Origin of the sequence: Terrilactibacillus laevilacticus (genome assembly GCF_006517395.1) — a bacterium.
In the GTDB taxonomy this organism is placed as follows: Bacteria; Bacillota; Bacilli; order Bacillales; family Sporolactobacillaceae; genus Terrilactibacillus; species Terrilactibacillus laevilacticus.
Genome location: NZ_VDCY01000005.1, coordinates 1 through 23,132 on the forward strand (window position 1 = coordinate 1; position 23,132 = coordinate 23,132).

Consider the following 23,132-nt stretch of genomic DNA (forward strand, 5'->3'; position numbering starts at 1 on the left):
CTGTTTTGAGGACCGGAATGTAGGTTTTTACTACATGAGGACCGGAAAAACGAGCCAACGCCGAGAATCGTAGCTTATCATTTGTTGACTTTTTGAACAACCTCTTTAAAGGTTAAATTCCGATCCGGCACATTTACATCGAATGCTCCTTTATATAATAATGTCGCTATGTCATGATAATCTTCGCTGGTTACTTGAAAGACAATCGAAACGGTAATTAATCCATTATCTATATCTTCTTTATATTGATCTAATTTGATTGCTGTTTTATCTAAAATAATTTCATTTACCATGTATATCGTCTCCTATTCTTTATGAAAAAATGATAGCATTTAGATGATTATGGGTTCAAATGAATGGCATCTTAACTTTACGAGAATATTTCCTTTCAATATTTTTCATAAAAAGGATACATACTAAGTTCAGAGGTGACGATGATGTATAAATTGCTATCACACACAGATTTAGACGGCGTTAGCTGTGGTATTCTAGCTAAGCTCGCATTTGGTAAAGATATTAACGTTCGTTATAATTCCGTTTCAGCTTTGGATCAAAATGTGAAATGGTTTCTTGAAAATGAAGATAAAAGCACCACGCTATGGATTACAGACTTATCTGTTAACGAAGAAAACGAACAGAAACTGAATGAATTTTATAATGAGGATGGAAAGGTTCAGTTGATCGATCATCATAAAACGGCTCTTCATTTTAATGACTATGAATGGGGACATGTTAAAGTTGAAGATCAAGAAGGTCATCTATGTTCAGCGACTTCCCTTTTATATGATTACCTTCTTAATCATAACTATTTAAGTCCTAAATCATCGATTAGTGAGTATGTCGAACTTGTAAGACAATATGATACATGGGAGTGGGAAGCAAATAACAATCAACAGGCTAAGCGGTTAAATGCCCTTTTCTTTCTTGTTTCAATCGATGAATTTGAGGAAATGATGGTAGAACGTCTAAGTAAACAAGAGCATTTTTCTTTTGACGAATTTGAAGACCGAATTTTAACGATGGAAGAAAACAAAATTGAACGTTATATTCGTCGTAAGCGGCGTGAACTTGTACAAATTCAAGTTGGTGAAAATTTTGCTGGTGTCGTGTATGCCGAATCGTATCACTCAGAGCTTGGGAACGAATTAGGTAAGGATTATCCTCACCTTGATTACATTACCATTATTAACATGGGAGCAAAAAGAGTTGGATTTCGCACCATTCATGATCACATTGATGTTTCAGAGATCGCAGGGTTGTATGGCGGCGGTGGACATGCTAAAGCCTCCGGTTGTTTATTAACCGAAGAAGCTTATAAACAGTTTGTCTTAGACACCTTTCACCTTGAGCCATTACATGAAGATGCACGGTTTAATAAATATAATCTTAAAAAATCTCCGTTTGGTTCACTTTACAAAAATCGGATGAATGATATCTTCTTCCTTTATCCTGAAAATGAATACACATGGGCTATAGAATCTAACGAATTAAAAATGGATGAAACTTTCTATAGTTTTGAAGAGGCGGAAAAATATTTAAAACGAACTTATGGCGTATGGTTATTACGAGACCAAGACTTTGTCAACTATTTAATGGCTTTCCGCAAAAAGATGAAAGAACAAGAAGAGATTTAGGGGATAAAGAAAACCTGCCGATCGGCTAGCCTATAAGGCGCAGACAGAGGCCTAAGCCCGCACTTATCCTTTAAACCTTAAATTTTTATATTTCTTAAAGTGCAAAAAACAACAACCTGAATGCGTCTTCCCACGAATTCAGGTTGTTTATTTTCACTTTTAATGATGAATTCTATGTTGATTATTTCACCCATTTTTGTTGAAATTGTGTTATTTTGTCATATTCATTTTCGAGTTGCCTAGAGACTCGAATAAAGATAGGAATTAAATCTTGATAAACCGCTACATTTTCCTTTATGGGTTGATGTGCATGAGTTGAACCAACCCATTCAGACATCAATGAAAAATCATCAATTTCTCCAAGAGCGTACATGCCAAGAACAATAGCACCTAGACATGAGCTTTCAAATGTTTCTGGAACAACCACTTCTTGATCAAAGATATCTGCCATCATTTGACGCCAAAGTTCAGATCTTGCAAAACCGCCTGTTGCTTGAATTTTAGTTGGCATACCCATCACTTCTTGAAGAGCGAGCATCACGGTATATAGATTAAAAATGACACCTTCTAGAACCGAACGAATCATATGCTCTTTTTTATGGTGTAAACCGAGACCAAAAAAGGAACCCCTCGCATTTGCATTCCACAAAGGTGCCCTCTCTCCAGCTAAATAAGGATGAAATAAAAGACCATCAGAACCTGGAGATACACGTGAAGCGATCTTCGTCAAAACTTGATAAGGATCAATTCCGAGACGTTTCGCAGTTTCGACTTCGGAAGACGCTAATTCATCACGTACCCACCGGAAGGTCATTCCCCCATTGTTTACGGGCCCTCCGACTACCCAATGTTTATCCGTTAAAGCATAGCAGAATATTCGTCCTTTTGGATCGGTTGCCGGTTTATCTGTGACCGTTCGAATGGCACCGCTTGTTCCAATAGTCACCGCAACGACACCTGGATCGATGGCATTTACTCCTAAATTGGACAATACACCATCACTCGCTCCAATAATGAACGGTGTTTCGGTAGATAGACCCGATTCGTCAGCATAATTTTGTTTTAATCCTTTAACAACACATGTCGTAGATACGGGTTCTGATAACTGATCTGATGTGATTCCCGCAATTTGAAGTGCCTCATCATCCCAAGTCAAGTTTTTCAAATTAAATAAGCCTGTCGCTGAAGCTAGCGAGTAATCAATCAGATAACGATCAAATAATTTATAAAAAATGTATTCTTTGATTCCGATAAATTTACGTGTTTTGTTAAAGAGATCTGGATAATCCGTTCTTAACCATGCAATTTTTGCAAGTGGTGACATGGGATGAATCGGTGTTCCTGTCCTTTTATAAATCTCAATGCCATTCAGTTCATTCTTAATTTTCTCTGCCCATTTTTTAGCTCTGCTATCTGCCCAAGTAATGCAGCGTGTCAATGGTTTTCCATTTTCGTCCATCGCAATAAGGCTATGCATAGCAGAACTAAATGAGACAAGATTGAGGTCTGCCGGATTAATGTTACCATTATTAATGGATATTTTAATTGTTTTCATTACAGCTTCAAATATTTCTTCTGGATCTTGCTCCGCAATAGAGGGAGCAGGACTTAGCAATGGATACTCCACATGATGCATGCTGATGACTTTCCCTTTATCTCCGAAAACGACGGCTTTCGTACTTGTCGTACCGATGTCAACACCTAAATAATATGCTTGTTTCATCGTTTTTCACTCCTATTGAAAGAAAATACAATAAAAAATTTTTCTACATCCAAATAGAAACTTTAAAATTATTTTCATGCTATCTAAATTATAAACCATTAACACATGATTTGAAAGGGCTTTCATCACTTTTATTAAAAATAATCGTTTTGTATCTTCTGAAACGATTCCTAGATTCTCGTATCCTCTATTGCTTCTCTGACCTGTTCCATGGCTAAAAGTCCTTCATCCCCTCTTTTGACCATCACATTAACCAACAAAGCATCTACGAGACTGAGTTGGACAATTCGGGACGATAACGCTTCAGATCGATATTTTGTTTCTTCTGAACGAGAAAATAAGACGATGTCTGCTTCTTTTGCAAGAATTGAATTGGGAAAGCTCGTTATAGCTAATGTTTTAGCGCCCCTTTTCCGTGCAACATGAAAAATTTCTAAGCAGTGTTTATTCATACCTGAATGAGAAAAAAAGAAAGCTGTGTCGAGACTCGACACTTGAGAAGCTTCCATGAGTTGAAAATGTATATCCCCACCTAATAGGCATGATATACCAGTCCGAATAAATTTATGATAAGCATCCATAGCAACGATTGAAGAGCCACCAATTCCAAAGAAGATAATTCTCTTACTGTTCGTAAGTAAATCAACCGCTTGTTTGATCGAATGTTCATCAATGATGAGTGCCGTGTTCTCAAGCGATCTTTTATTTGATAAGAAAATTTTTTTCGTAATAGATAATTCGTTGTCACCTTCTTTTATATCCTCATGGATTTGTTGGATTGGACTCATTATCTCGGAAGCCAATGATATTTTAAAAGCTTGATAGCCTTTAAAACCTAAGCGCTTACAAAAACGAAAAACCGTTGCATCAGCGACTCCAATTTCATCCGCCAACTCATTGATCGTTTGATGGATGATATGCTTTGGATCCGCTAAGATATAATCAGCAATTTTTTTCTCTTTTACGCTTAAACATGTATAAAGTGAATGGATTCTCTTTAAACCATCATTGCTCATATAGACCTCCCCTAATTTGACTTCTTTAACAACAGTATAACACAGATAAATCAAAAAATTTTTTTTATAATACTTGTAAGAAGAAATAATTTTTTGTATAATGAAAGCGTTATCAAATCAAATTTATAATGAGGTGTATAGCCATGAATATTGGGTTTATCGGATTAGGAAAAATGGGAGCCAATATGGTCGAAAATATGTTAGAACATGGTCATGAAGTGGTTGTTTATGATAAATATGTATCTCCGTCTTTAGAACTCAAAGCAAAAGGAGCCGTTCAGGCATCAGGTTTACACGATTTGATCAATAAATTACCGAAACCAAGAAAAATTTGGGTGATGGTCCCAGTTGGTGAACCTATCAAGGAGGTATTAAACGAATTACTAGAAATATTAGAACCTCACGATATTGTTATCGATGGCGGTAATTCAAATTATAAATTATCGATGGATTGGTCAGCGCGATTTAAAGAGGCAGGAATTCATTTTTTAGATGTCGGGACATCAGGCGGGATGTCAGGTGCTAGACATGGGGCATGTTTTATGATTGGTGGAAATGAAAATGCCTTCAAATCTGTTGAAAAAGTAATCCAAGACATCGCCATTCAAGATGGTTATTTATATACAGGTCCTTCAGGAAGTGGTCATTTCTTAAAAATGGTGCACAACGGCATTGAATATGGGATGATGCAAGCCATTGCAGAAGGTTTTGAGGTTGTTGAAAAAAGTTCATTTAACTATGATTTAGAGGCTGTTTCCCACGTTTGGAATCATGGCTCAGTCATTCGTTGTTGGTTAATGGAATTAATTGAAAACGCCTTCAAAAAAGATCCTGATTTAGACGGTATCAAAGGGATTATGGCTTCATCCGGTGAAGGTAAATGGACTGTAGAAACGGCTCTTGACTTACAAGTTCCTACCCCAGTTATCGCCTTATCTTTAATGATGCGCTATCGCTCGTTAGAAACAGATACATTTACCGGCAAAGTCGTTGCAGCACTTCGCAATGAATTTGGTGGTCATGCAGTTGAACATGATGATTAATTTCATTTTCTAGGAGATTAAGAGTTTAAAAGAGGCTTTATCAAAGGAGGAAGAAATCATGCCTATATTTATTGTTGCTATCGGGGTCTTATTACTTCTGTTTCTCATTGTTAAATTTAAAATGAATACATTTATTTCACTCGTTATCGTCTCGATATTGGTTGGTTTAGGCTTAGGTATGGATTTAACTAAAATTGTATCGACAGTTGAAACTGGGATAGGCGGTCAATTAGGCCACTTGGCTCTCGTTTTTGGCTTTGGAGCAATGCTTGGCAAACTCGTTGCCGATGCGGGTGGAGCTTACCGTATCGCAACCACTTTAATTAACAAATTCGGTCGTAAAAAAATACAAATTGCCGTCGTCATGGCTTCTTTTATTATTGGTATAGCCTTGTTTTTCGAAGTTGGACTCGTCTTATTAATTCCTATTATCTTTGCTATTGCAACTGAACTTGGTATGTCGATTCTTTATCTTGGTATACCGATGGTTGCAGCCCTTTCCGTCACTCATGGTTTTTTGCCACCACACCCTGCTCCAACTGCGATTACAGCCGCATTTGATGCGAATATTGGTCAAGTGCTTTTGCTAGGACTCATTATTTCGATTCCAACAACAATCGTTGCAGGTCCATTATTTAGTAAAGTAGCCGTTAAATTGATGCCAAATGCTTTCCAGCGCAGAGGGAATATTAAAGCCTTAGGCGAACAAAAAACATTTAAGATTGAAGAAACACCCGGATTTGCTATTAGTACTCTTACGTCTTTATTTCCAGTCATCTTAATGGCATTATCTACCATCGTCTCATTAGTTGTTCAAGGAGATTCTGAATTTAAGAGGATTATTGAATTCATCGGTGCCCCTGGTACAGCCATGTTAATTTCGTTATTAATTGCGATTTATACGATGGGATATGCGAGAAAGATCCCAATGAATAAAATCATGGATTCGGTGTCTGAATCGATCTCCCAGATTGCGATGATGCTCTTAATTATTGGTGGTGGCGGAGCATTCAAACAAGTTCTTATAGATGGCGGCGTAGGTGATTATGTGGCTAAGTTATTTACCGGTTCAAATATGTCACCTCTATTACTCGCGTGGTTAATTGCTGCGATTTTGAGAATTTGTTTAGGATCTGCAACCGTTGCCGCCTTAACAACGGCCGGTCTCGTTGCTCCATTGATGGCCGCTGGATCGGTTAATCCAGCCTTAATGGTGCTTGCGACAGGTGCGGGTAGCTTAATTGCTTCTCATGTTAATGATGCGGGCTTCTGGATGTTTAAAGAATACTTTAATTTAAGCTTAAAAGAAACCTTCCAAACATGGACTCTATTAGAAACTCTTATTTCAATCATGGGACTTGTTTGTGTTCTCATCCTCGGTATGTTTATATAAAATTGTAAGCGCAATCAATCTCATGCTATCTGGAGAACAACTCACTGTTGTTCTCTTTTATTTTTTTATACCTCTATTTACATAAATTCAAATAGATGATTGTTGTTTACATTTTCATTATATTCACGATTGTTTGTCTATTACCCTATATCTATGTTTGTCGAAATTTGTTCATGCTTCAAAGGTTTAGATGATTGATTTCGACCAAATATACGATATAATGTCAATATAATGTCTTTATATAGTATATTCTCCCCACCGTTATACTACATATTGTATTCTATTTATTTTCTCCATCAAATATGTTTTTCTAAAATCTCATGATAGACAAGATACTTTTTTACCATGATTTAAAAAAGGAGCGTGATCTAATGACCACACTGCAATCAACGAAATGTCAGATTAACATCGATAAATTAAATAAAGATATTGATCTTTTTCCTCAAGTAGCTAAAATTACAAACGATATGAATACCACCTATAAAGGTGTATCAAGGCTTGTCATGTTAGATCGTTATTCATTCAAAGACACAGCAAAAACAACGCTAGCTGAAGGCGATTTTGTTGTTCTTACAATAAAGGAAGATCCTAAATTTCCGGCAAGAGGAACAGGGTTTGTATTAGACCTTGACTATAATAAACGACTTGCAACTGTTCAAATTGAAGAAGAGTTTAGGGGCATACTCGAACACGAAGCCGCTAAAAACGGAATTATTAAAACGAGTATTGATGTGCTAGATAAACCTTTAGAAATTTATTATGAACAAATCGCCCTTCGTAATGCCAAAGGTCTTGCAGCTGTTGAAAAAACACCTGAAAAACAAAAAGAGTGGGAAGAAAAATTTTATAAAGAACTCGTCTCTCTTAACTTTGTGCCAGCCGGACGTGTTATCTACGGTGCTGGTGCAAATACTCAAACCACATTCTTTAATTGTTATGTCATGCCTTATGTGGAAGACAGCCGCGAAGGTATTTCAGAACATCGTAAGAAAGTGATGGAGATTATGTCTAGAGGCGGCGGTGTTGGGACAAACGGAAGTACATTGCGTCCTAGACATGCCCTCGCTAAAGGAGTTAACGGTAAATCATCTGGGTCTGTCTCATGGTTAAATGACATTGCTCAATTGACTCATCTCGTTGAACAAGGAGGAAGCCGCAGAGGTGCACAAATGATCATGCTGCAATCTGATCACCCTGATATTGTTGAATTTATTATCTCCAAAATGCAAAATCCACGTATTTTAAGATATTTAATCGAAAATACACAGGATGAACAAATTAAAAAGCAAGCAAAAGATAAATTAAAATTTACACCTCTAACTGAGATAGAACAAAATATGTATCAAGGGATCGTCAATTTTAAGGATATCGAGGGACATGGCGGTTTTAGTGAGAGTGCTATTAGTGATGCTGAACTAAAATTAAGAGACGGTGGAACGTATAGTGTTCATCAGCCTGATTTCCTTTCTGGTGCAAATATTAGTGTTTGTATCACGAACGATTTTATGGAAGCTGTCAAGACCGATGAAGACTATGAACTTCGTTTCCCTGATATTGATCATTATTCTCTAGATGAGAAAAACGACTACAATGCCCACTGGCATGAAGTCGGTGATGTTCGCGAATGGGAAAAACTTGGGTACAAAGTTCGCGTTTATCGAAAAATAAAAGCGAGAGAATTATGGAATTTGATTAATATTTGTGCTACTTATTCTGCTGAGCCTGGTATTTTCTTTATTGATAATGCCAATAACGATACCAATGCAAAAGCCTATGGACAAAAAGTTGTAGCAACGAACCCATGTGGTGAACAACCTCTCGCTCCGTATTCTGTATGTAACCTAGGTGCCATAAACTTGGCTAATGTAGCTAATAAACAAGACAAAGTAGTTGATTTTGATAAATTGCGTCAAATTGTTGAAGTTGCTGTTCGGATGCAAGATAACGTTATTGATGCAACGCCATATTTCTTAGAAGAAAATAAAAAGCAAGCTCTCGGAGAACGTCGAATCGGTCTTGGTGTCATGGGGCTTCATGATCTTCTTATTTACTGCGAACAAAAATACGGTTCTAAAGAAGGAAATGCATTAGTTGATCAAATCTTTGAAGTTATGGCTGTTACCGCTTATCGTACCAGTATTCAAATTGCCAAAGAGAAAGGAAGTTTCCCTTTCTTAATAGGTCAAACTGAAGAAGAAACGAATAAACTAAGAAAAGCTTTTATTCAAACAGGCTATATGAAAAAAATGCCTAAAGACATTCATGAAGCTATTCTAGAGAACGGAATTCGCAACTCTCACTTGTTAACCGTTGCGCCAACAGGAAGTACAGGTACAATGGTTGGTGTCTCTACAGGACTTGAGCCTTACTTCTCCTTCTCCTACTTTAGAAGCGGAAGACTTGGTAAGTTTATTGAAGTCAATGCGGATATCGTTCAAGAATATCTTGATCAAAACCCAGATGTTGATCATCACAACTTGCCGGATTGGTTCGTATCTGCCATGGAACTTTCACCAGAGGCACACGCAGATACACAATGTGTTATCCAACGTTGGGTAGATAGTTCGATAAGTAAAACGGTCAACGCCCCGCGTGGTTATTCCGTTAAACAAGTTCAACAGGTTTATGAACGTCTCTATAACGGAAAAGCTAAAGGCGGTACAGTATATGTTGATGGGAGCCGCGACGCACAAGTTCTTACCCTTAAAAGTGAAGAAAGTGCAGGAGAACAAACTGAACTGGACTTGACATTCGATGAGCATGACGATAAACCTAAAGTCTATTTGGTTGATACGATTACAGAATTAGAATCAACCAATGTCACAATTGGCAGTGAAGTTGGTAACACATGTCCTGTATGTAGACAAGGGGAAGTTCGTGATATTGGCGGTTGCAATACTTGTGATAACTGTGGTGCCCAATTAAAATGTGGGTTGTAATTTTAATACAAAAGCTTGAGGGATCCCCTCAAGCTTTTTTTATCATCGTCTTTACTGGAACTTTTCTTTAATTATCTTCATTACATCTCCAGCCCTCTATATTTGCATGGTTATTCTTATATGATTTTCTCTTAACTCTTAGTCTACTGTCATTTTCCTAACCACCCCAGCGCCAAACAATAACATAAAACTTCATTGCATCTTCCTCTCACTGTCTAAATCTACAAGTCTATATTTCTATTTTAACTTACCAAAAAAAGAACCAAAGTCACCCGCATTAGGCTAACTTTGGTTCTTACTTCATGTCAATTTGATTATAGAATATTAACCTCTTTTTCATTTGTTGCTGACTTCGATGGATGACCAGCGATTTTTTTATCTAATGGTTTTTTCCAGAAACCAAGAATGAGTCCAGATACAACGGCTCCAATCGCAATCGAAACAAGGAATAATAAAGCGTGATTAGCAAGGAAGATGACAAAGATACCACCATGCGGTGCAGGAACATTAATATGCCACAATTGAGTTAATCCACCAGCAATCGCGGAACCGATGACGTTCGCACCAATAATTCTCATAGGATCTGAGGCTGCGAATGGAATCGCCCCTTCTGTGATGAAAGATAAACCTAAAACATAGTTCGTAATCCCTGCTTTTTGTTCACTTTCAGTAAATTTATTTTTAAATAGTGTTGTAGCAAGAGCAATTGCGAGCGGTGGAACCATTCCACCTGCCATAACAGCTGCCATCATCAAACCATTCGTATTACCGCTACTTGTAAAGACACCGATTGCAAACGTATAAGCTGCTTTATTAACCGGGCCACCCATATCAACGGACATCATTCCACCAAGAACTAATCCTAAAATAACGGCATTTCCTGTTCCCAAATTGTTAAGAACATTTACAAGTTCTGTATTGACCCAATTGAATATTGGATCTGCAATGTAATACATTAAGCTACCTGTTATCAAAAGGCCGAGAACTGGAAAGATCAAGACAGGTTTCAAACCATCCAAAGACTTTGGTAAATTAGTAAAGACTTTTTTGAGAAAAAGGATGATCCAACCTGCTAAGAAACCAGCAGCTAGACCACCAAGGAATCCAGCATTAGAGTTTGCAGCTAAAAGTCCACCCACCATACCAGGCATAAGTGCTGGTCTGTCACCAATACTATAAGCGATATATCCAGCTAAAATCGGTATGAGAAAATGAAACGCTCCGGTTCCCCCAGCAATGGTGCTTAGCATTTTGAAGATGGAATTGTTTTGTCCTAGCGTATTTTCAAGTAGGAAAGAAACCGCTAGTAATATACCACCACCGACGACGAAAGGTAGCATATGAGAAATCCCATTCATTAAATCTTTGTATATTTTACCCCAAACAGAAACCTTATTATCAGATGCTTCTGATTCATCTGAACCACCTTCAGCATGATACGTCGGTGCTTTTTTGTCTAATACTTTTTGAATAAGCTCCTCTGGTTTACGAATACCACTACTTACAGCTGTTTGTAAAACTCTCTTGCCGTCAAACCTGGCCATCTCAACTTTTTTATCTGCTGCAACGATAACTCCTACAGCCTGAGCAATTTCAACTTTTGTTAATCGATTTTTTACACCCTCTGAACCATCCGTTTCAACGCGAATAGCAACACCCATTTCTTCTGCTTTTTTCTTTAAAGCATCTTCTGCCATATAAGTATGAGCGATACCTGTTGGGCAAGCTGTGACGGCAACAATGAATGGTTTACCATCTTGTTTGTCGTTGGTTTTCATCTCTTCTCTTTCTTTTTCAGCCTGTTTATGATCAAATAAGCGTACAACATCGGCTGGTGTCTTTGCTTTTTTTACTTGTTCAACAAAAGGTTGATCAATCAATAATCTGGATAAGGCAGCTAATGTTTGTAGATGAACATTAGCGGCACCTTCTGGAGCAGCAATCATAAAGAATAAGTGTGATGGCTGACCATCAAGAGCCTCGTAATCAACGCCCTTTCTACTCCGTCCAAAAACCACGGTTGCTTCATTAACAGCCCTTGTTTTTGCATGTGGCATCGCAATGCCATCACCAATCCCCGTACTTGATTCTAATTCACGTTTTAATATCATGTCTTTAAACAACACAGGATCGTTAATTCGGCCTTGATTATTTAAACTTGCAATAAGTTCATCAATAGCTTCTTCTTTCGTTGATGCTTTCATATCCATAATCATCACACTTGGTATCATTAAATCTGTGATTTTCATTATGAAGGCTCCCTTCAATATAGTATAAATAAACGATCCTTGAGTGTAAGCGGTTACATTTCCTAAGCGATTTTCTATCTCATTTAGATTCTATCACTGTTGTTTCTTTTAGTATCATGTCTTTAACCGCTTGAGGTAACTCATTTGTAATAATAGATGCTTTAGAGAGATCAAACATTTTACTAAAGGATACTTCAGTAAATTTACTACTATCAGCAAGAATGTAAGATTTTAAGGCAAGTTCTTGTGCCCGTCGTTTAATCATAGCTTCTTCTGGATCTGGTGTTGTATAACCCATATCTATATCAATGCCATTAACACCTATAAAGGCTCGATCAAACCTGAAAGTATCAAGGGCTTGAATAGCTATGCTTCCAATAAAAGCTCTTGTATTGGGCTTCATCATACCACCGATGAGATAAGTTGCCATATTTTTTTTGACTAAGGCCTCAACATGGGCATATCCATTCGTGACAACGTTTACATTTTTTGCGTGAATAAAAGAAATCATTTCCAGCGTTGTTGATCCAGCATCAATATAAATACATTCGTTATCCTTGATTTGTTCTGCTGCTATCTTTGCAATGATTCTCTTTTGCTGAATGTTTTTGGATGATTTCGTTTCCATATCCTGTTCTTCACTACGTTGTTGCAGCGACATAGCTCCGCCGTGTACTCGCCTTATTAAGTGTTGAACTTCTAACTCATGTAGGTCCCGCCTGATCGTGGATTCAGAAGTATGAAGATCGTTAACTAAATCTTGTAACTTCACAATATGTTCTGCTTCAAGACGATTCAAAATGATCTTGTGTCTTTCTTCAGCTAACATGTTTCTTCCCCCTCCACACTTTTATTTTACCACCAATTCCTTCAAATGCAAGCGTTTCCATTCAAAAACTTTCAACTTTTTTATATGGTAAAATCTAATGTATGTCAATACTATTTCTGTGTTTATCCGAATGAATTAATGCGGATCATTTGAGGCTTTAACACACTTCGGTTATTATGGTTAGGGATTGTCATTCATTAGAACATGAAGATAAGTCTTCTGTATAAAATTGCTTTTGACTCTGATTTTTCTTAGGCGCTAATCTAGAGGTTGGAGCCCCTCTCCACTATGTAAACAATCAAATACGTTCATATTACGTTTATAAAAGTCCTCCTACAGTTGAATAACATGACTTAACCCTTTTATCTTAATGTTTTTTAGCTTGAGAATAAATGGATCCAAAAGCAACCAGAATATAGCTTAAGTTTAATAAAAGATTGTATTTCACTTTGGGTTATTGTTCATCTGGCACTCTTCATGCCGCTCAAAGCATACGTTTTCCAACCATGCCACTTTATTTGTATACTTAATATCACTATTTTTTTAAAGGAATGAATAGATATGGATCTAAAACTTTCAGACAAACTTGTCCTTGTGACAGGATCATCAGCAGGAATTGGAAAAGCCACAGCAAAAGCTTTTCTTGAAGAAGGTGCCTCTGTGATCATCAATGGCCGATCAAATGATAAAGTACAGGCTGTTAAAGAGGAATTATCCAAATATGGAAAAGTTCACGGAATTACAGCAGATCTTGCTGATGCTAAAGAATCTAATCAATTAATTCAACAAATAAATAATTTAGGAAATTTAGATATTCTGATTAATAATTTAGGCTTTTTTGAAGTAAAAGCATTTACCGACGTTACTGATGAGGAATGGTTTCGGTACTTTGAAGTCAATGTATTAAGTGCCATTCGTTTATGTCGACATTTTTTGCCTTTGATGCTAAAAAGAGATTCTGGCAGAATCATTAATCTTTCTAGTGAAGCAGGCATTAAACCTTTGCCTCACATGATTCCCTATTCAATGACTAAAACATCATTAATTAGTTTATCTAGGGGTTTGGCAGAAATGACAAAGGGAACTCATGTCACGGTCAACTCTGTTCTTCCTGGTCCCACTTGGACAGAAGGCGTCGCTCATTACATGGAAGGCGCAGCTCAAGCTGAAAAACAAGACCTTGATACGTTTGTTCAAAACTATTTTAAAGATAATGAGCCAACATCACTGATACAGAGATACGCTTCTCCAGAAGAAGTCGCGAGTATGATTGTTTACCTAGCATCTGAACTGGCATCCGCCATCAATGGTTCTGCTCAAAGAGTTGAAGGCGGTATTATACGTTCAATCTAATCCATTTAATTCTTTAACTAAAATGCAAAGGAATTCCCAAGAAAATGACTTCTTGGGTTTCTTTATTTTTGATCAGAATACGACTAGATTAATTTATGTTTACGATCCAACAATTCATCAATATCAAAATTAGGATTTATGATTAATAACAAGTTCAATAAATTTTGCATTTTTTTGTCTAATAGAGGGTCTGTTTCAGTTGAAATATTTTTATGGTGTACTTTTAGTTTATTTAACATGATAACATCTCTCCTATTATTTTGATTTGTTATTTGCTATGTCATATTTAAAGTAATACCACATTTTAAGAATAGCCAAACACTGAGCGATTGAAATCCCGTAGACAAAAACATTGAAGCTACTTTTCAGTTTCACTATTAGTATATTGTTCTCTATCTAAGATGTGAGGATAAGGTTTATTTTGTCCTATAATCACCAATTTATGTTTCCTGAATAATATTATTATTCCATCTTTTTAAAAAATGACTATATTAAATAAGATCAAAGCCTTATTATTGGCTTTGATGTCCCAATTAAAAAATATCCATCAGCATCATTTCTTTAACAAACCAGCTTGCATTAAGTAGTTTCTAGCTACCGATTCAGGTGACTTCCCTTGAACATTCACTTCATAATTCATTTTTAACATTTGATTATCTGTAATCTTTCCGGCCAGTTTATTTAAAACAGTTTCTAGTTCAGGATATTTTTGTAAAGTGCTTGTTTTAATCAATGGAGCCCCTTGGTATGGAGGGAAAAATTGTTTATCGTCTTTTAAAACAATGAGATGATTTTGTTTTATATCACTATCTGTTGAATAAGCATCCACAAGATTAATCTTCCCTTTTTTCACAGCAGCATATCGAAGTTTAGGTTCCATCGTTTTTATATTTGAAAAATGAAGGCCATACGTTTTTTGAATCCCTTTATATCCATCCGATCGATCTGCAAATTCTAATGTAAAACCTGGTTTTATTTGAGATTCAACCTTTTTCAAATCAGAAATTGTCTTAATTTGATACGTATTTGCCAATTTTTCAGGAATAGTTAATGCATAGGTATCACTGAACATCATCGGTTTAAGTAACGTCATGTGGTACTTTTTATCCAGCCCGGTCTTGGCTTGTTTGTAGACCTCATCTGCACGATGACTCACCGCATGCTCTTTTAAGAATGTTTCAACAGCCGTTCCAGTGAATTCAGGATAAATATCGATGGAACCGGACTTTAAGGCGTTAAAAACGAAAGTGGTTTTACCTAGGCCTGGTTTAAGCTGGACAGTGATATCCGTGTCTTGCTCTATCATCAGTTTGTACATATTAATTAAAATTTCAGGTTCAGAACCTAATTTCCCTGCAATGACGATTTGCTTTTGAGCCCCTCCATGAAAATACGGAAGAACGAATATAAAAGCAACAACAATGAAGACACCTATAACCGACTGAATCGCCCGCTTAAAGGATAGCTTTTCAACCAACCTTAAGAGCCAGTCAAAAACAATGGCAAGTAAAGCTGCTGGGATGGCACCAATTAAAATTAAGGCATTATCATTTCGATCTATTCCGAGTAAAATAAGATCTCCAAGTCCACCAGCACCGATCAATGCGCTAAGTGTTGCCGTACCTACAATGAGAACCATAGCTGTCCGAATGCCTGCCATAATGATTGGCATAGCAAGAGGCAATTCCACTTTCGATAGTCTTTTATTATTTGACATCCCCATCGCATTGGCCGCTTCAATGAGAGATGGATCAACATCACGAATTCCCGTATAGGTATTTCTTAAGATCGGAAGAAGTGCATAGACTACTAGAGCTATTATTGCAGGAACAGAGCCAATGCCCACAAGTGGGATCAACAATCCTAGTAAGGCAAGAGATGGAATGGTCTGAAGAATGGCTATGACTCCAAGCACCATTTCAGCCACTTTGGTGTGACGAGAAATGTAAACCCCAAGTGGTATACCTATGAAAACAGCAATAAAGAGCGCGATGAGCGACAATTGCAGGTGTTCTAATAGAGCTTGTAAGAGTTGACCCTCACGATCATGAAAAACGTTCAGAAACGACGCCATGCGCTCCCCTCCTTCGATTTGATAAATAGCGTTTCAAACCTTTTTGAGAAAAAGCCCCCAATAAGCGTCCGTTATGCTCCACGTAGATCTCCTTATTTTCCATTAATAGAATCAGAACCTCACTTATCAACGTATCTGATGTTATAATCAAAGCCTCATTAAAGCTTGCCTTATTTTCTTCTATAGGTTCTAAATCGATTTGATTCAGAATGGATTCTAGAGATTTTGACAATAGCGTTTCTTCTCGTTGAGTTTGTAAGATAGACTCGACAAAGTCATTCTTTGGATTTAATAGTAACTCCTCTGGTGTGTCAACTTGAATTAACTGCCCCGATTTCATGACTCCTATCCTGTCTCCTAGTCTCAAGGCTTCTTTCATATCGTGAGTAATAAAAACAATGGTTTTTTGAATTTTATTTTTCAAATGTAAAAGATCTTCTTGTAGTTTTTCTCTACTCAAAGGATCAAGGGCACTAAATGGCTCGTCCATTAAAATAATATCAGGATCAGCGGCAAGTGCGCGAATCACGCCTACTCTTTGCTGCTCTCCACCAGATAATTCCTTTGGTTTACGATGCCGGTAAACACTCGGGTCCAGTCCAACCATGTCTAATAGTTCATCAACACGTTGATCGATCTTAACTTTTTTCCATTTCTTTAGCTCCGGAACAACTGCAATGTTCTCTGCGACCGTTAAATGAGGAAATAAGGCAATTTGTTGCAAAACATACCCAATATTCCAACGCAATTCATCAATTTGGTATTCATTTATTGATTTATCATTGATGGTGATTGTACCGCTCGTTAAATCAATCAGTCGATTAATCAGTTTCAAAGTGGTTGTCTTACCACACCCGCTCTGCCCAATAAAAACAAAGAATTCACCTTTCTTAATGGTAAGATTTAAATCGGTTACAGCTTGTGTCCCTTCAGGATATACTTTTGTTGCCTTTTCAAATTGGATCAATACCCTCTCAACTCCTAAGTTGGATTACGATGTATTAGCCTATTTTAACGTAAAAAGGCCTAGAAAGCCTTCATCTTGCTTAGTTTATCTGGATCCATTTATAACTCTTATACATTCCATAAAATTTATGTCTTTTACTTTATTTAACTAGATCGATATACTTAGACCAATCATGATTTCAAGAATAGATCCCATTCAAGTAAGATTGCGGGGCTTAAACGGCGTAAACAGAGGCCTAGTTGCACTAATAGAAGTTGTTCAAAAAGTCACCAAATGATAAGCTACGAATCTCGGCGCCCGCTTGATCTTCTTGCTTCTAATTTGTCACCTTTTTGAACACGCACTAATACTTTACCTTAAATTTTTATGCATTATTAAAGTGTTAAAAAAGGAGATGGATTGATTTGACATCCAAAAATCAATGGAATTCAAATTTGTATGATACGAAAATTGACTTTGTTTCTAAATTGGGGCAAGGCATATTTGATATTTTAGATCCAAAACAAGGAGAACGAATCTTAGATCTTGGTTGTGGTACTGGAGACTTATGTGCCAAAATTAAAGAAGCTGGATCTTTCCCTATAGGTATAGATCTTTCAGAGTCTATGATTGAACGAGCACGGTTGAAGTACCCCAATATCCCTTTCCATTCACAAAATGCTATCGACTATCGAACAAATGAACCTTTTGATGCTGTTTTCTCGAATGCCACCCTGCATTGGATAAAACAAGCCGATGAGACAATCGAAACCGTTCATCAAGCCTTAAAAAAAGGAGGACGTTTTGTCGCTGAATTTGGTGGCAAGGGTAATGTAGAAACGATTTCAAAGGCAATTGAAAATACTTTAAAGGAACATGGATATAATATGGAAGGACGTAACCCTTGGTATTTTCCAAGTTTAGCAGAATACTCAACGAAGCTTGAAACTCATGGATTTAGAGTCATCCACGCCTCTCATTTTGATCGGCCGACCGAGTTAAAAGGCGAGGATGGATTGAAAGATTGGTTGGATATGTTTTCTGATGATTTCTTTTTCGATATTCCTCTTCAGATAAAACATCAAATGTATGATTCGATTATAAACGAAGCTAAACCGAAATTATGGCAAGATGGTAAATGGGTGGCCGATTATAAGCGTTTACGAATCGTGGCAGTAAAAGAAAATTGAATGGATGCTTAATAGCAAAATTTGTGCAAGACCATGATTATTGCTAATATGAGCTATAAATGGATCTTAGGTTAAAGGATGAATTCGAATGTCACAAAAGTTAATTCTTGCATCAAACTCCCCGCGTCGTAGGGAACTTCTTGCTAAAACTGGTTTTTCCTATCAGGTTGTGGTCAGTGAAATTGATGAAACATTAAATGAAAACTTCACTCCAGAAGAAAATGTCAAATCTTTAGCTGAACAAAAAGCAGAGGCCGTCAGCATGAATGACCCAGATGCCGTGATTATCGGAGCCGATACCATGGTTTGTATAGACAATATAAGTCTAGGAAAACCCAAAAACGAACAAGAAGCTAAACAAATGTTAAAAAGACTTTCCGGCCATGTTCATACTGTTATGACTGGAGTATGTATTAAATCAAGTGATGTTAACCTATCCTTCGTAGAAAAAACGGATGTCGCCTTTTATGATTTAACGGACGATGAAATTAATGACTATATTTCAACTGGTGATTCTTTTGATAAAGCTGGAGCCTATGGGATTCAAGGACAAGGCGCTCTTTTCGTCAAAAGTATCAATGGTGATTTCTTCTCCGTTATGGGCTTACCTGTTGCAAGAGTCTATCGAGAACTAAAATCAATCTTGAATTAATTGATCTGGTTATCGTTTGCTAACCAGATCAATGTCATGAAATAGCGTTTATCTGTTTGCTATGTCATTTGATTAATCGCCAACTTTTCTTTATCATTCACCAATTAATTGATCGTGATAATAATAATTCAATAAACGGCGTATCATAAGTATTAGTATTTTTGAACGGATGGGAGTTGGTGAACAATATGAAACGCAAACTTGTCATGGCTTTGAGTGGAGTCTATATTATTTTTATGGTCATTTTAGCTATTTACTACCATATTCAAGATCAATCATTTAAGTCCATCATTGCCATCAGCGGAATCATTTGCGGTGCTATTCCCCTTTTCCTTACCCTTTTTAAAAAAATTCAATTTAACTTACCAATCGTTATTTCTTATTTAATATTTTTACTTGGATCACAATATTTAGGTTCATTAATGGGTTGGTACGGGCTCGGTTGGTGGGATACATTTATGCATGTGATTAGCGGCGTGATCCTTGCTTATACAGCCATTGCTTTATACGAACGACTCACGCATCGGAGTGCTGGACATGAAATCTCACCTTGGCTGGTTTTTCTTTTTACACTATCCTTCGCCGTCTTTGGTGGTGTTGTATGGGAAATTTATGAATTTAGTGCTGATCAATTCTTTGGTCAGACACTTCAAGGCGGTGGAAACACCGACACAATGACCGATTTAATCGCTGATACCCTCGGCGGCCTTGTCATTGCCATCATTGCTGGAGTGAGAACGAAGATAAAGAAGCAGTAATTTTACTTTTACTTAACCAAAAAATATTCATTTTCTACATCCATAATCCATTTAATAACGGCTTTGCATTTGCTATAATAGGGATACTTGCAGATGACAGGAGAGATTTCATGAAACTTACTTCAACTGAAATTGAAATCGCAGAGATTTTAGAAAAAAACGCTCGCTTATCAAATGAAGATATCGCGAAGATGACTAATTTAAGCTTAGAAGAGACAGATAAAATCGTAAAAAAACTTGAAGAACATAATATTGTGGTTCGTTATGTTTCACTTGTGGATTGGTCAAAGATTGAAGGTCATGAAGGGGTTACAGCCATGATTGATGTCAAAGTGACTCCGAAAAGGGATGTTGGCTTTGATGCTGTAGCAGAGCGCATTTATCGTTTTAAAGAGGTTAAATCGGTTTACTTAATGTCTGGTACATATGATTTATCTGTTGTTATTGAAGGGAAATCAATGAATGAAGTCGCTCGGTTTGTTTCCAATAAACTTTCAACCATTGAATCTGTTATTTCGACAACAACACACTTTATTTTGAAAAAATATAAACATGATGGCACCATTTATGAATCTGATGATGAAGATCGAAGAATTGTGGTGTCACCGTGATGAGTCAAACGACCACTTACTTAGCTAAACATGTGAAAGAATTGAAACCTTCAGGCATTCGTCGATTTTTTGATTTAGCTGCTGGAATGAAGGGCGTTATTTCGCTTGGAGTGGGTGAACCGGATTTCGTGACTTCATGGAATCTAAGAGAAGCTGCCATTACTTCTTTAGAGCAAGGCTATACTTCCTATACAGCAAATGCTGGGTTAATTGAATTACGTGAAGAAATTGCGGGTTACATGCAAAAGCAATTTTCAGTCTCTTATCATCCAGAATCTGAAATCATCGTGACTGTGGGTGCTAGTCAAGCGATTGATATCGCCTTTAGAGCCATTTTAAATCCTGGAGATGAAGTCATTATTGTTGAACCTTGCTTTGTATCATATGCCCCGCTTGTGACAATGGCCGGCGGTGTTCCGATTCATGTTCAAACATTAAAAGAGAACGATTTCAAGATACTTCCTAGTCAATTAGAAGAAGTGATCACTGAACGAACGAAAGCGATTATGCTGTGTTCACCTAATAATCCTACAGGTACTATGCTGAATAAAGCTGAACTTGAAAAAATGGCCGAGCTCGCAGTGCGCCATGATTTACTTGTTCTATCGGATGAAATCTATGCTGAACTCGTTTACGATGAGCCCTATACCAGTCTCGCTTCCATTGAAGGAATGCGTGAACGGACGATTTTATTGAATGGATTTTCAAAAGGGTTTGCCATGACGGGGTGGCGTTTAGGTTTTGTGTGTGCACCAGAAGACATTACGCAAGGTATGTTAAAAATACATCAATATGCTATTATGTGTGCATCCACAATGGCCCAATATGCTGGGCTTGAAGGGTTGAAAAATGGCCGAGAAAATGTAGAAGAAATGCGAAAAAGCTACCGACAACGCCGCAATTTCATCGTTCAATCCTTAAATGATATGGGATTAACTTGCCATAACCCTGGTGGTGCCTTCTACGCCTTCCCTTCAATCGAATCAACGGGCCTCACCTCTGAAGAATTTGCTGAGCAGTTACTTAAAGCTGAAAAGGTGGCTGTCGTACCTGGAAATGCTTTTGGTGGGAGTGGTGAAGGTCATATCCGATGTTCCTATGCCACATCACTTGCCCAGCTTCAAGAAGCTATGAAACGAATCAAAAGATTTATAGAAAATCTATAAAATTAACAAAGAAGCTATTTATAGTAGATAAATAGCTTCTTTTTATTCAAAACATTTACTTCGCGTACCCTCTTCTATTTTCTCTATTTAATTTCAATTTTTGTTCCAAGGTCAATATCTGGTACTTCTTTATTTTCAAGATACAATGTTCCAGCCAGTTCAGGTGACTCGCTTCCATCAAATTTCATCGTAATGTGACCCAGTTCTACGAGATTTTTTTGGACAAGATTCCCAACAGCTGTAATATCGTATGATTGATTATTAAAAAACACTTTATTTCCCACTTTTATGTCACCGTTTAGCGGTTTAACATCTATTCCAAAACAGTAATCTTTCAATCCATCCGGTGCTTCGTTACCAAATAAAATAAGCATTTTTTCTGAAAAGAACTCTTTTGCCATTTCACCAATACTTTGAATTTTATTTTCATAAATTGTTGACATATCTCTTACTATTTACACTGAATGTAAATAGGCTACCTCCTTTATTTTTATAATTTGAATTAAACAGGGTACACACATTATTAAGCTCTTTCTTTTTTAAACATATAAACCAAAACTACATAACCAAGCGATAACCACCCTCGGTACACCCATTAGAAATCGTGAATAAAGAACTGCAGGGACACCGACTTCGACCGTTTCAGGTTCAGCCTCAGCTAATCCAAGACCAACTGGGATAAAGTCACAGGCATTTTGCGTGTTTATGGCAAATAAGGCTGGTAAAGCTAATTGTGGCGGTATATTCCCTTTTCCAATTTCAACACCAATTAATGTTCCAATAATTTGCCCGATAACCCCTCCAGGTCCAAGTAAAGGAGAGAGGAATGGCAAGGAACATACAAAACCGATGAGTATTAACCCCCATATATTACCTGCTAATGGAGACATTACGTTCCCAAACCATGTTCCAATCCCTGAGCCTTGAATGATTCCAATTAACATAGCCACAAATGCCATGAATGGTAAAATGGTATTTATTAATGTCTGAATGGCATCACGACCAGCTTGATAGAAAGTGTCTATAACTTTACCGGCCCCTAATCCGATTTTTGTTAGAATATTTTGATTTGAACTTTCTGCTTTAGTTTCTGAAATTTTCTTATCTGTGCTATATTTGTATGTTTTCTTTTCATGAACGACTTCATTTGATTCTTCTGGTATTGACTCTTCTTCAGCTGATGCAGCGGCTATTTGTTCGACACCCACATTAGAAACGTAAATGGATTCATTAATATATTGGGCAAGTGGACCACTTTTCCCTGTCGGCATCACATTAATGGTTGGAATCCCTTTTTTAGGATATATACCGCAACGCAGTGTCCCACCACAATCAATAATCGCTGCTGCAATCTCGTCATCCGGCACACTTGTTTTAAAACCATTGACAGGAATGGCTCCAGTCATTTCTGATAACTTATCGACAATCGCAGGTCTTGCTCCGCCACCAACTATATACAATATTTTGTCTTTTCCCTCTTTTGGTGTAATGATAAGAGGACCGCCGTATCCCCCGCTACCTTTAACTACTTTTACTGATTTATATTTCGTCATGAT

Annotated in this window: 20 protein-coding genes; 10 read left to right on the top strand and 10 right to left on the bottom strand. The window is 37.2% G+C overall.

Annotation, left to right across the window (positions count from 1 at the left end; translation table 11 throughout):
* Positions 1 to 77: 77 nt before the first annotated feature.
* Positions 78 to 293, bottom strand: a complete 216-nt coding sequence (locus FG390_RS07790; RefSeq protein WP_141190486.1) for a DUF3219 family protein — start codon at positions 291 to 293, stop codon at positions 78 to 80.
* 144 nt (positions 294 to 437) lie between these two features.
* Between FG390_RS07790 and FG390_RS07795 the strand changes: the two genes are divergently transcribed.
* Entirely contained in the window at positions 438 to 1,634 is a 1,197-nt protein-coding gene (locus tag FG390_RS07795) for a DHH family phosphoesterase (protein ID WP_141190640.1), read from the top strand.
* 181 nt (positions 1,635 to 1,815) lie between these two features.
* Here FG390_RS07795 and gntK read toward each other — a convergent pair whose 3' ends face one another.
* Complete coding sequence (gntK, locus tag FG390_RS07800) at positions 1,816 to 3,357, bottom strand: gluconokinase (RefSeq protein ID WP_141190487.1); 1,542 nt, start codon at positions 3,355 to 3,357, stop codon at positions 1,816 to 1,818.
* Between the two features lie 170 nt (positions 3,358 to 3,527).
* Complete coding sequence (locus FG390_RS07805; RefSeq protein ID WP_141190488.1) at positions 3,528 to 4,373, bottom strand: MurR/RpiR family transcriptional regulator; 846 nt, start codon at positions 4,371 to 4,373, stop codon at positions 3,528 to 3,530.
* A gap of 143 nt (positions 4,374 to 4,516) precedes the next feature.
* Between FG390_RS07805 and gnd the strand changes: the two genes are divergently transcribed.
* The 3 genes from gnd to FG390_RS07820 all read left to right on the top strand — a co-directional run bounded on the left by gnd (position 4,517) and on the right by FG390_RS07820 (position 9,748).
* The gene (gnd, locus tag FG390_RS07810; protein WP_141190489.1) at positions 4,517 to 5,416 is read left to right on the top strand and encodes a phosphogluconate dehydrogenase (NAD(+)-dependent, decarboxylating); all 900 of its coding nucleotides are present in this window, start codon (positions 4,517 to 4,519) and stop codon (positions 5,414 to 5,416) included.
* 58 nt (positions 5,417 to 5,474) lie between these two features.
* On the top strand, positions 5,475 to 6,809 hold the full coding sequence (locus FG390_RS07815; protein WP_141190490.1) for a gluconate:H+ symporter: 1,335 nt from the start codon (positions 5,475 to 5,477) through the stop codon (positions 6,807 to 6,809).
* Between the two features lie 371 nt (positions 6,810 to 7,180).
* On the top strand, positions 7,181 to 9,748 hold the full coding sequence (locus tag FG390_RS07820; protein ID WP_141190491.1) for a vitamin B12-dependent ribonucleotide reductase: 2,568 nt from the start codon (positions 7,181 to 7,183) through the stop codon (positions 9,746 to 9,748).
* Positions 9,749 to 10,062: 314 nt separating this feature from the next.
* On the opposite strand, the gene FG390_RS07825 is transcribed toward FG390_RS07820, so the two are convergent.
* Positions 10,063 to 11,997 carry a PTS fructose transporter subunit IIABC gene (locus tag FG390_RS07825; RefSeq protein WP_141190492.1) on the bottom strand — a complete coding sequence of 645 codons (1,935 nt, stop codon included), beginning with the start codon at positions 11,995 to 11,997 and terminating at the stop codon, positions 10,063 to 10,065.
* Positions 11,998 to 12,076: 79 nt separating this feature from the next.
* Positions 12,077 to 12,826, bottom strand: coding sequence for a DeoR/GlpR family DNA-binding transcription regulator (locus tag FG390_RS07830; protein ID WP_141190493.1), 750 nt, complete (start codon positions 12,824 to 12,826; stop codon positions 12,077 to 12,079).
* A 561-nt stretch (positions 12,827 to 13,387) separates the two neighbouring features.
* Between FG390_RS07830 and FG390_RS07835 the strand changes: the two genes are divergently transcribed.
* Positions 13,388 to 14,179, top strand: coding sequence for an SDR family NAD(P)-dependent oxidoreductase (locus tag FG390_RS07835; RefSeq protein WP_141190494.1), 792 nt, complete (start codon positions 13,388 to 13,390; stop codon positions 14,177 to 14,179).
* Positions 14,180 to 14,262: 83 nt separating this feature from the next.
* Here FG390_RS07835 and FG390_RS15760 read toward each other — a convergent pair whose 3' ends face one another.
* The 3 genes from FG390_RS15760 to FG390_RS07845 all read right to left on the bottom strand — a co-directional run bounded on the left by FG390_RS15760 (position 14,263) and on the right by FG390_RS07845 (position 17,220).
* Entirely contained in the window at positions 14,263 to 14,418 is a 156-nt protein-coding gene (locus FG390_RS15760) for a hypothetical protein (protein ID WP_181406428.1), read from the bottom strand.
* A gap of 314 nt (positions 14,419 to 14,732) precedes the next feature.
* Complete coding sequence (locus FG390_RS07840) at positions 14,733 to 16,253, bottom strand: ABC transporter permease/substrate-binding protein (RefSeq protein ID WP_141190495.1); 1,521 nt, start codon at positions 16,251 to 16,253, stop codon at positions 14,733 to 14,735.
* Entirely contained in the window at positions 16,225 to 17,220 is a 996-nt protein-coding gene (locus FG390_RS07845; protein WP_141190496.1) for an ABC transporter ATP-binding protein, read from the bottom strand. The genes FG390_RS07840 and FG390_RS07845 overlap by 29 nt, the downstream gene beginning before the upstream one ends.
* Positions 17,221 to 17,624: 404 nt before the next feature.
* On the opposite strand from FG390_RS07845, the gene FG390_RS07850 reads away from it, so the two are divergent.
* The 5 genes from FG390_RS07850 to FG390_RS07870 all read left to right on the top strand — a co-directional run bounded on the left by FG390_RS07850 (position 17,625) and on the right by FG390_RS07870 (position 21,576).
* A complete protein-coding gene (locus tag FG390_RS07850; RefSeq protein ID WP_141190497.1) occupies positions 17,625 to 18,389 on the top strand; it encodes a class I SAM-dependent methyltransferase in 765 nt (254 codons plus the stop codon).
* A gap of 88 nt (positions 18,390 to 18,477) precedes the next feature.
* Entirely contained in the window at positions 18,478 to 19,041 is a 564-nt protein-coding gene (locus tag FG390_RS07855) for a Maf family protein (RefSeq protein WP_141190498.1), read from the top strand.
* A gap of 188 nt (positions 19,042 to 19,229) precedes the next feature.
* A complete protein-coding gene (locus tag FG390_RS07860; protein ID WP_141190499.1) occupies positions 19,230 to 19,799 on the top strand; it encodes a DUF2238 domain-containing protein in 570 nt (189 codons plus the stop codon).
* Between the two features lie 110 nt (positions 19,800 to 19,909).
* Positions 19,910 to 20,410 carry an Lrp/AsnC family transcriptional regulator gene (locus tag FG390_RS07865; RefSeq protein ID WP_141190500.1) on the top strand — a complete coding sequence of 167 codons (501 nt, stop codon included), beginning with the start codon at positions 19,910 to 19,912 and terminating at the stop codon, positions 20,408 to 20,410.
* Positions 20,410 to 21,576: an aminotransferase gene (locus FG390_RS07870; RefSeq protein WP_141190501.1), complete on the top strand. Its 1,167-nt coding sequence runs from the start codon at positions 20,410 to 20,412 to the stop codon at positions 21,574 to 21,576. Before FG390_RS07865 ends, FG390_RS07870 begins: the two co-directional genes overlap by 1 nt.
* A gap of 83 nt (positions 21,577 to 21,659) precedes the next feature.
* Here the strand turns inward: FG390_RS07870 and FG390_RS07875 are convergent, their stop codons facing one another.
* Together FG390_RS07875 and srlE are read right to left on the bottom strand one after the other, a co-directional pair.
* A complete protein-coding gene (locus tag FG390_RS07875) occupies positions 21,660 to 22,019 on the bottom strand; it encodes a PTS glucitol/sorbitol transporter subunit IIA (RefSeq protein ID WP_141190502.1) in 360 nt (119 codons plus the stop codon).
* Positions 22,020 to 22,115: 96 nt separating this feature from the next.
* The gene (gene srlE / locus FG390_RS07880; RefSeq protein WP_141190503.1) at positions 22,116 to 23,129 is read right to left on the bottom strand and encodes a PTS glucitol/sorbitol transporter subunit IIB; all 1,014 of its coding nucleotides are present in this window, start codon (positions 23,127 to 23,129) and stop codon (positions 22,116 to 22,118) included.
* Between the last annotated feature and the right edge of the window lie 3 nt (positions 23,130 to 23,132).

Coding starts and splice junctions, on each gene's coding strand:
- FG390_RS07790 (WP_141190486.1), bottom strand. CDS start 293: ATGGTAAATGAAATTATTTTAGATAAAACAGCAATCAAATTAGATCAA.
- FG390_RS07820 (WP_141190491.1), top strand. CDS start 7,181: ATGACCACACTGCAATCAACGAAATGTCAGATTAACATCGATAAATTA.
- FG390_RS07815 (WP_141190490.1), top strand. CDS start 5,475: ATGCCTATATTTATTGTTGCTATCGGGGTCTTATTACTTCTGTTTCTC.
- FG390_RS07875 (WP_141190502.1), bottom strand. CDS start 22,019: ATGTCAACAATTTATGAAAATAAAATTCAAAGTATTGGTGAAATGGCA.
- FG390_RS15760 (WP_181406428.1), bottom strand. CDS start 14,418: ATGTTAAATAAACTAAAAGTACACCATAAAAATATTTCAACTGAAACA.
- FG390_RS07805 (WP_141190488.1), bottom strand. CDS start 4,373: ATGAGCAATGATGGTTTAAAGAGAATCCATTCACTTTATACATGTTTA.
- gnd (WP_141190489.1), top strand. CDS start 4,517: ATGAATATTGGGTTTATCGGATTAGGAAAAATGGGAGCCAATATGGTC.
- gntK (WP_141190487.1), bottom strand. CDS start 3,357: ATGAAACAAGCATATTATTTAGGTGTTGACATCGGTACGACAAGTACG.
- FG390_RS07840 (WP_141190495.1), bottom strand. CDS start 16,253: ATGGCGTCGTTTCTGAACGTTTTTCATGATCGTGAGGGTCAACTCTTA.
- FG390_RS07830 (WP_141190493.1), bottom strand. CDS start 12,826: ATGTTAGCTGAAGAAAGACACAAGATCATTTTGAATCGTCTTGAAGCA.
- srlE (WP_141190503.1), bottom strand. CDS start 23,129: ATGACGAAATATAAATCAGTAAAAGTAGTTAAAGGTAGCGGGGGATAC.
- FG390_RS07795 (WP_141190640.1), top strand. CDS start 438: ATGTATAAATTGCTATCACACACAGATTTAGACGGCGTTAGCTGTGGT.
- FG390_RS07870 (WP_141190501.1), top strand. CDS start 20,410: ATGAGTCAAACGACCACTTACTTAGCTAAACATGTGAAAGAATTGAAA.
- FG390_RS07825 (WP_141190492.1), bottom strand. CDS start 11,997: ATGAAAATCACAGATTTAATGATACCAAGTGTGATGATTATGGATATG.
- FG390_RS07865 (WP_141190500.1), top strand. CDS start 19,910: ATGAAACTTACTTCAACTGAAATTGAAATCGCAGAGATTTTAGAAAAA.
- FG390_RS07860 (WP_141190499.1), top strand. CDS start 19,230: ATGAAACGCAAACTTGTCATGGCTTTGAGTGGAGTCTATATTATTTTT.
- FG390_RS07835 (WP_141190494.1), top strand. CDS start 13,388: ATGGATCTAAAACTTTCAGACAAACTTGTCCTTGTGACAGGATCATCA.
- FG390_RS07855 (WP_141190498.1), top strand. CDS start 18,478: ATGTCACAAAAGTTAATTCTTGCATCAAACTCCCCGCGTCGTAGGGAA.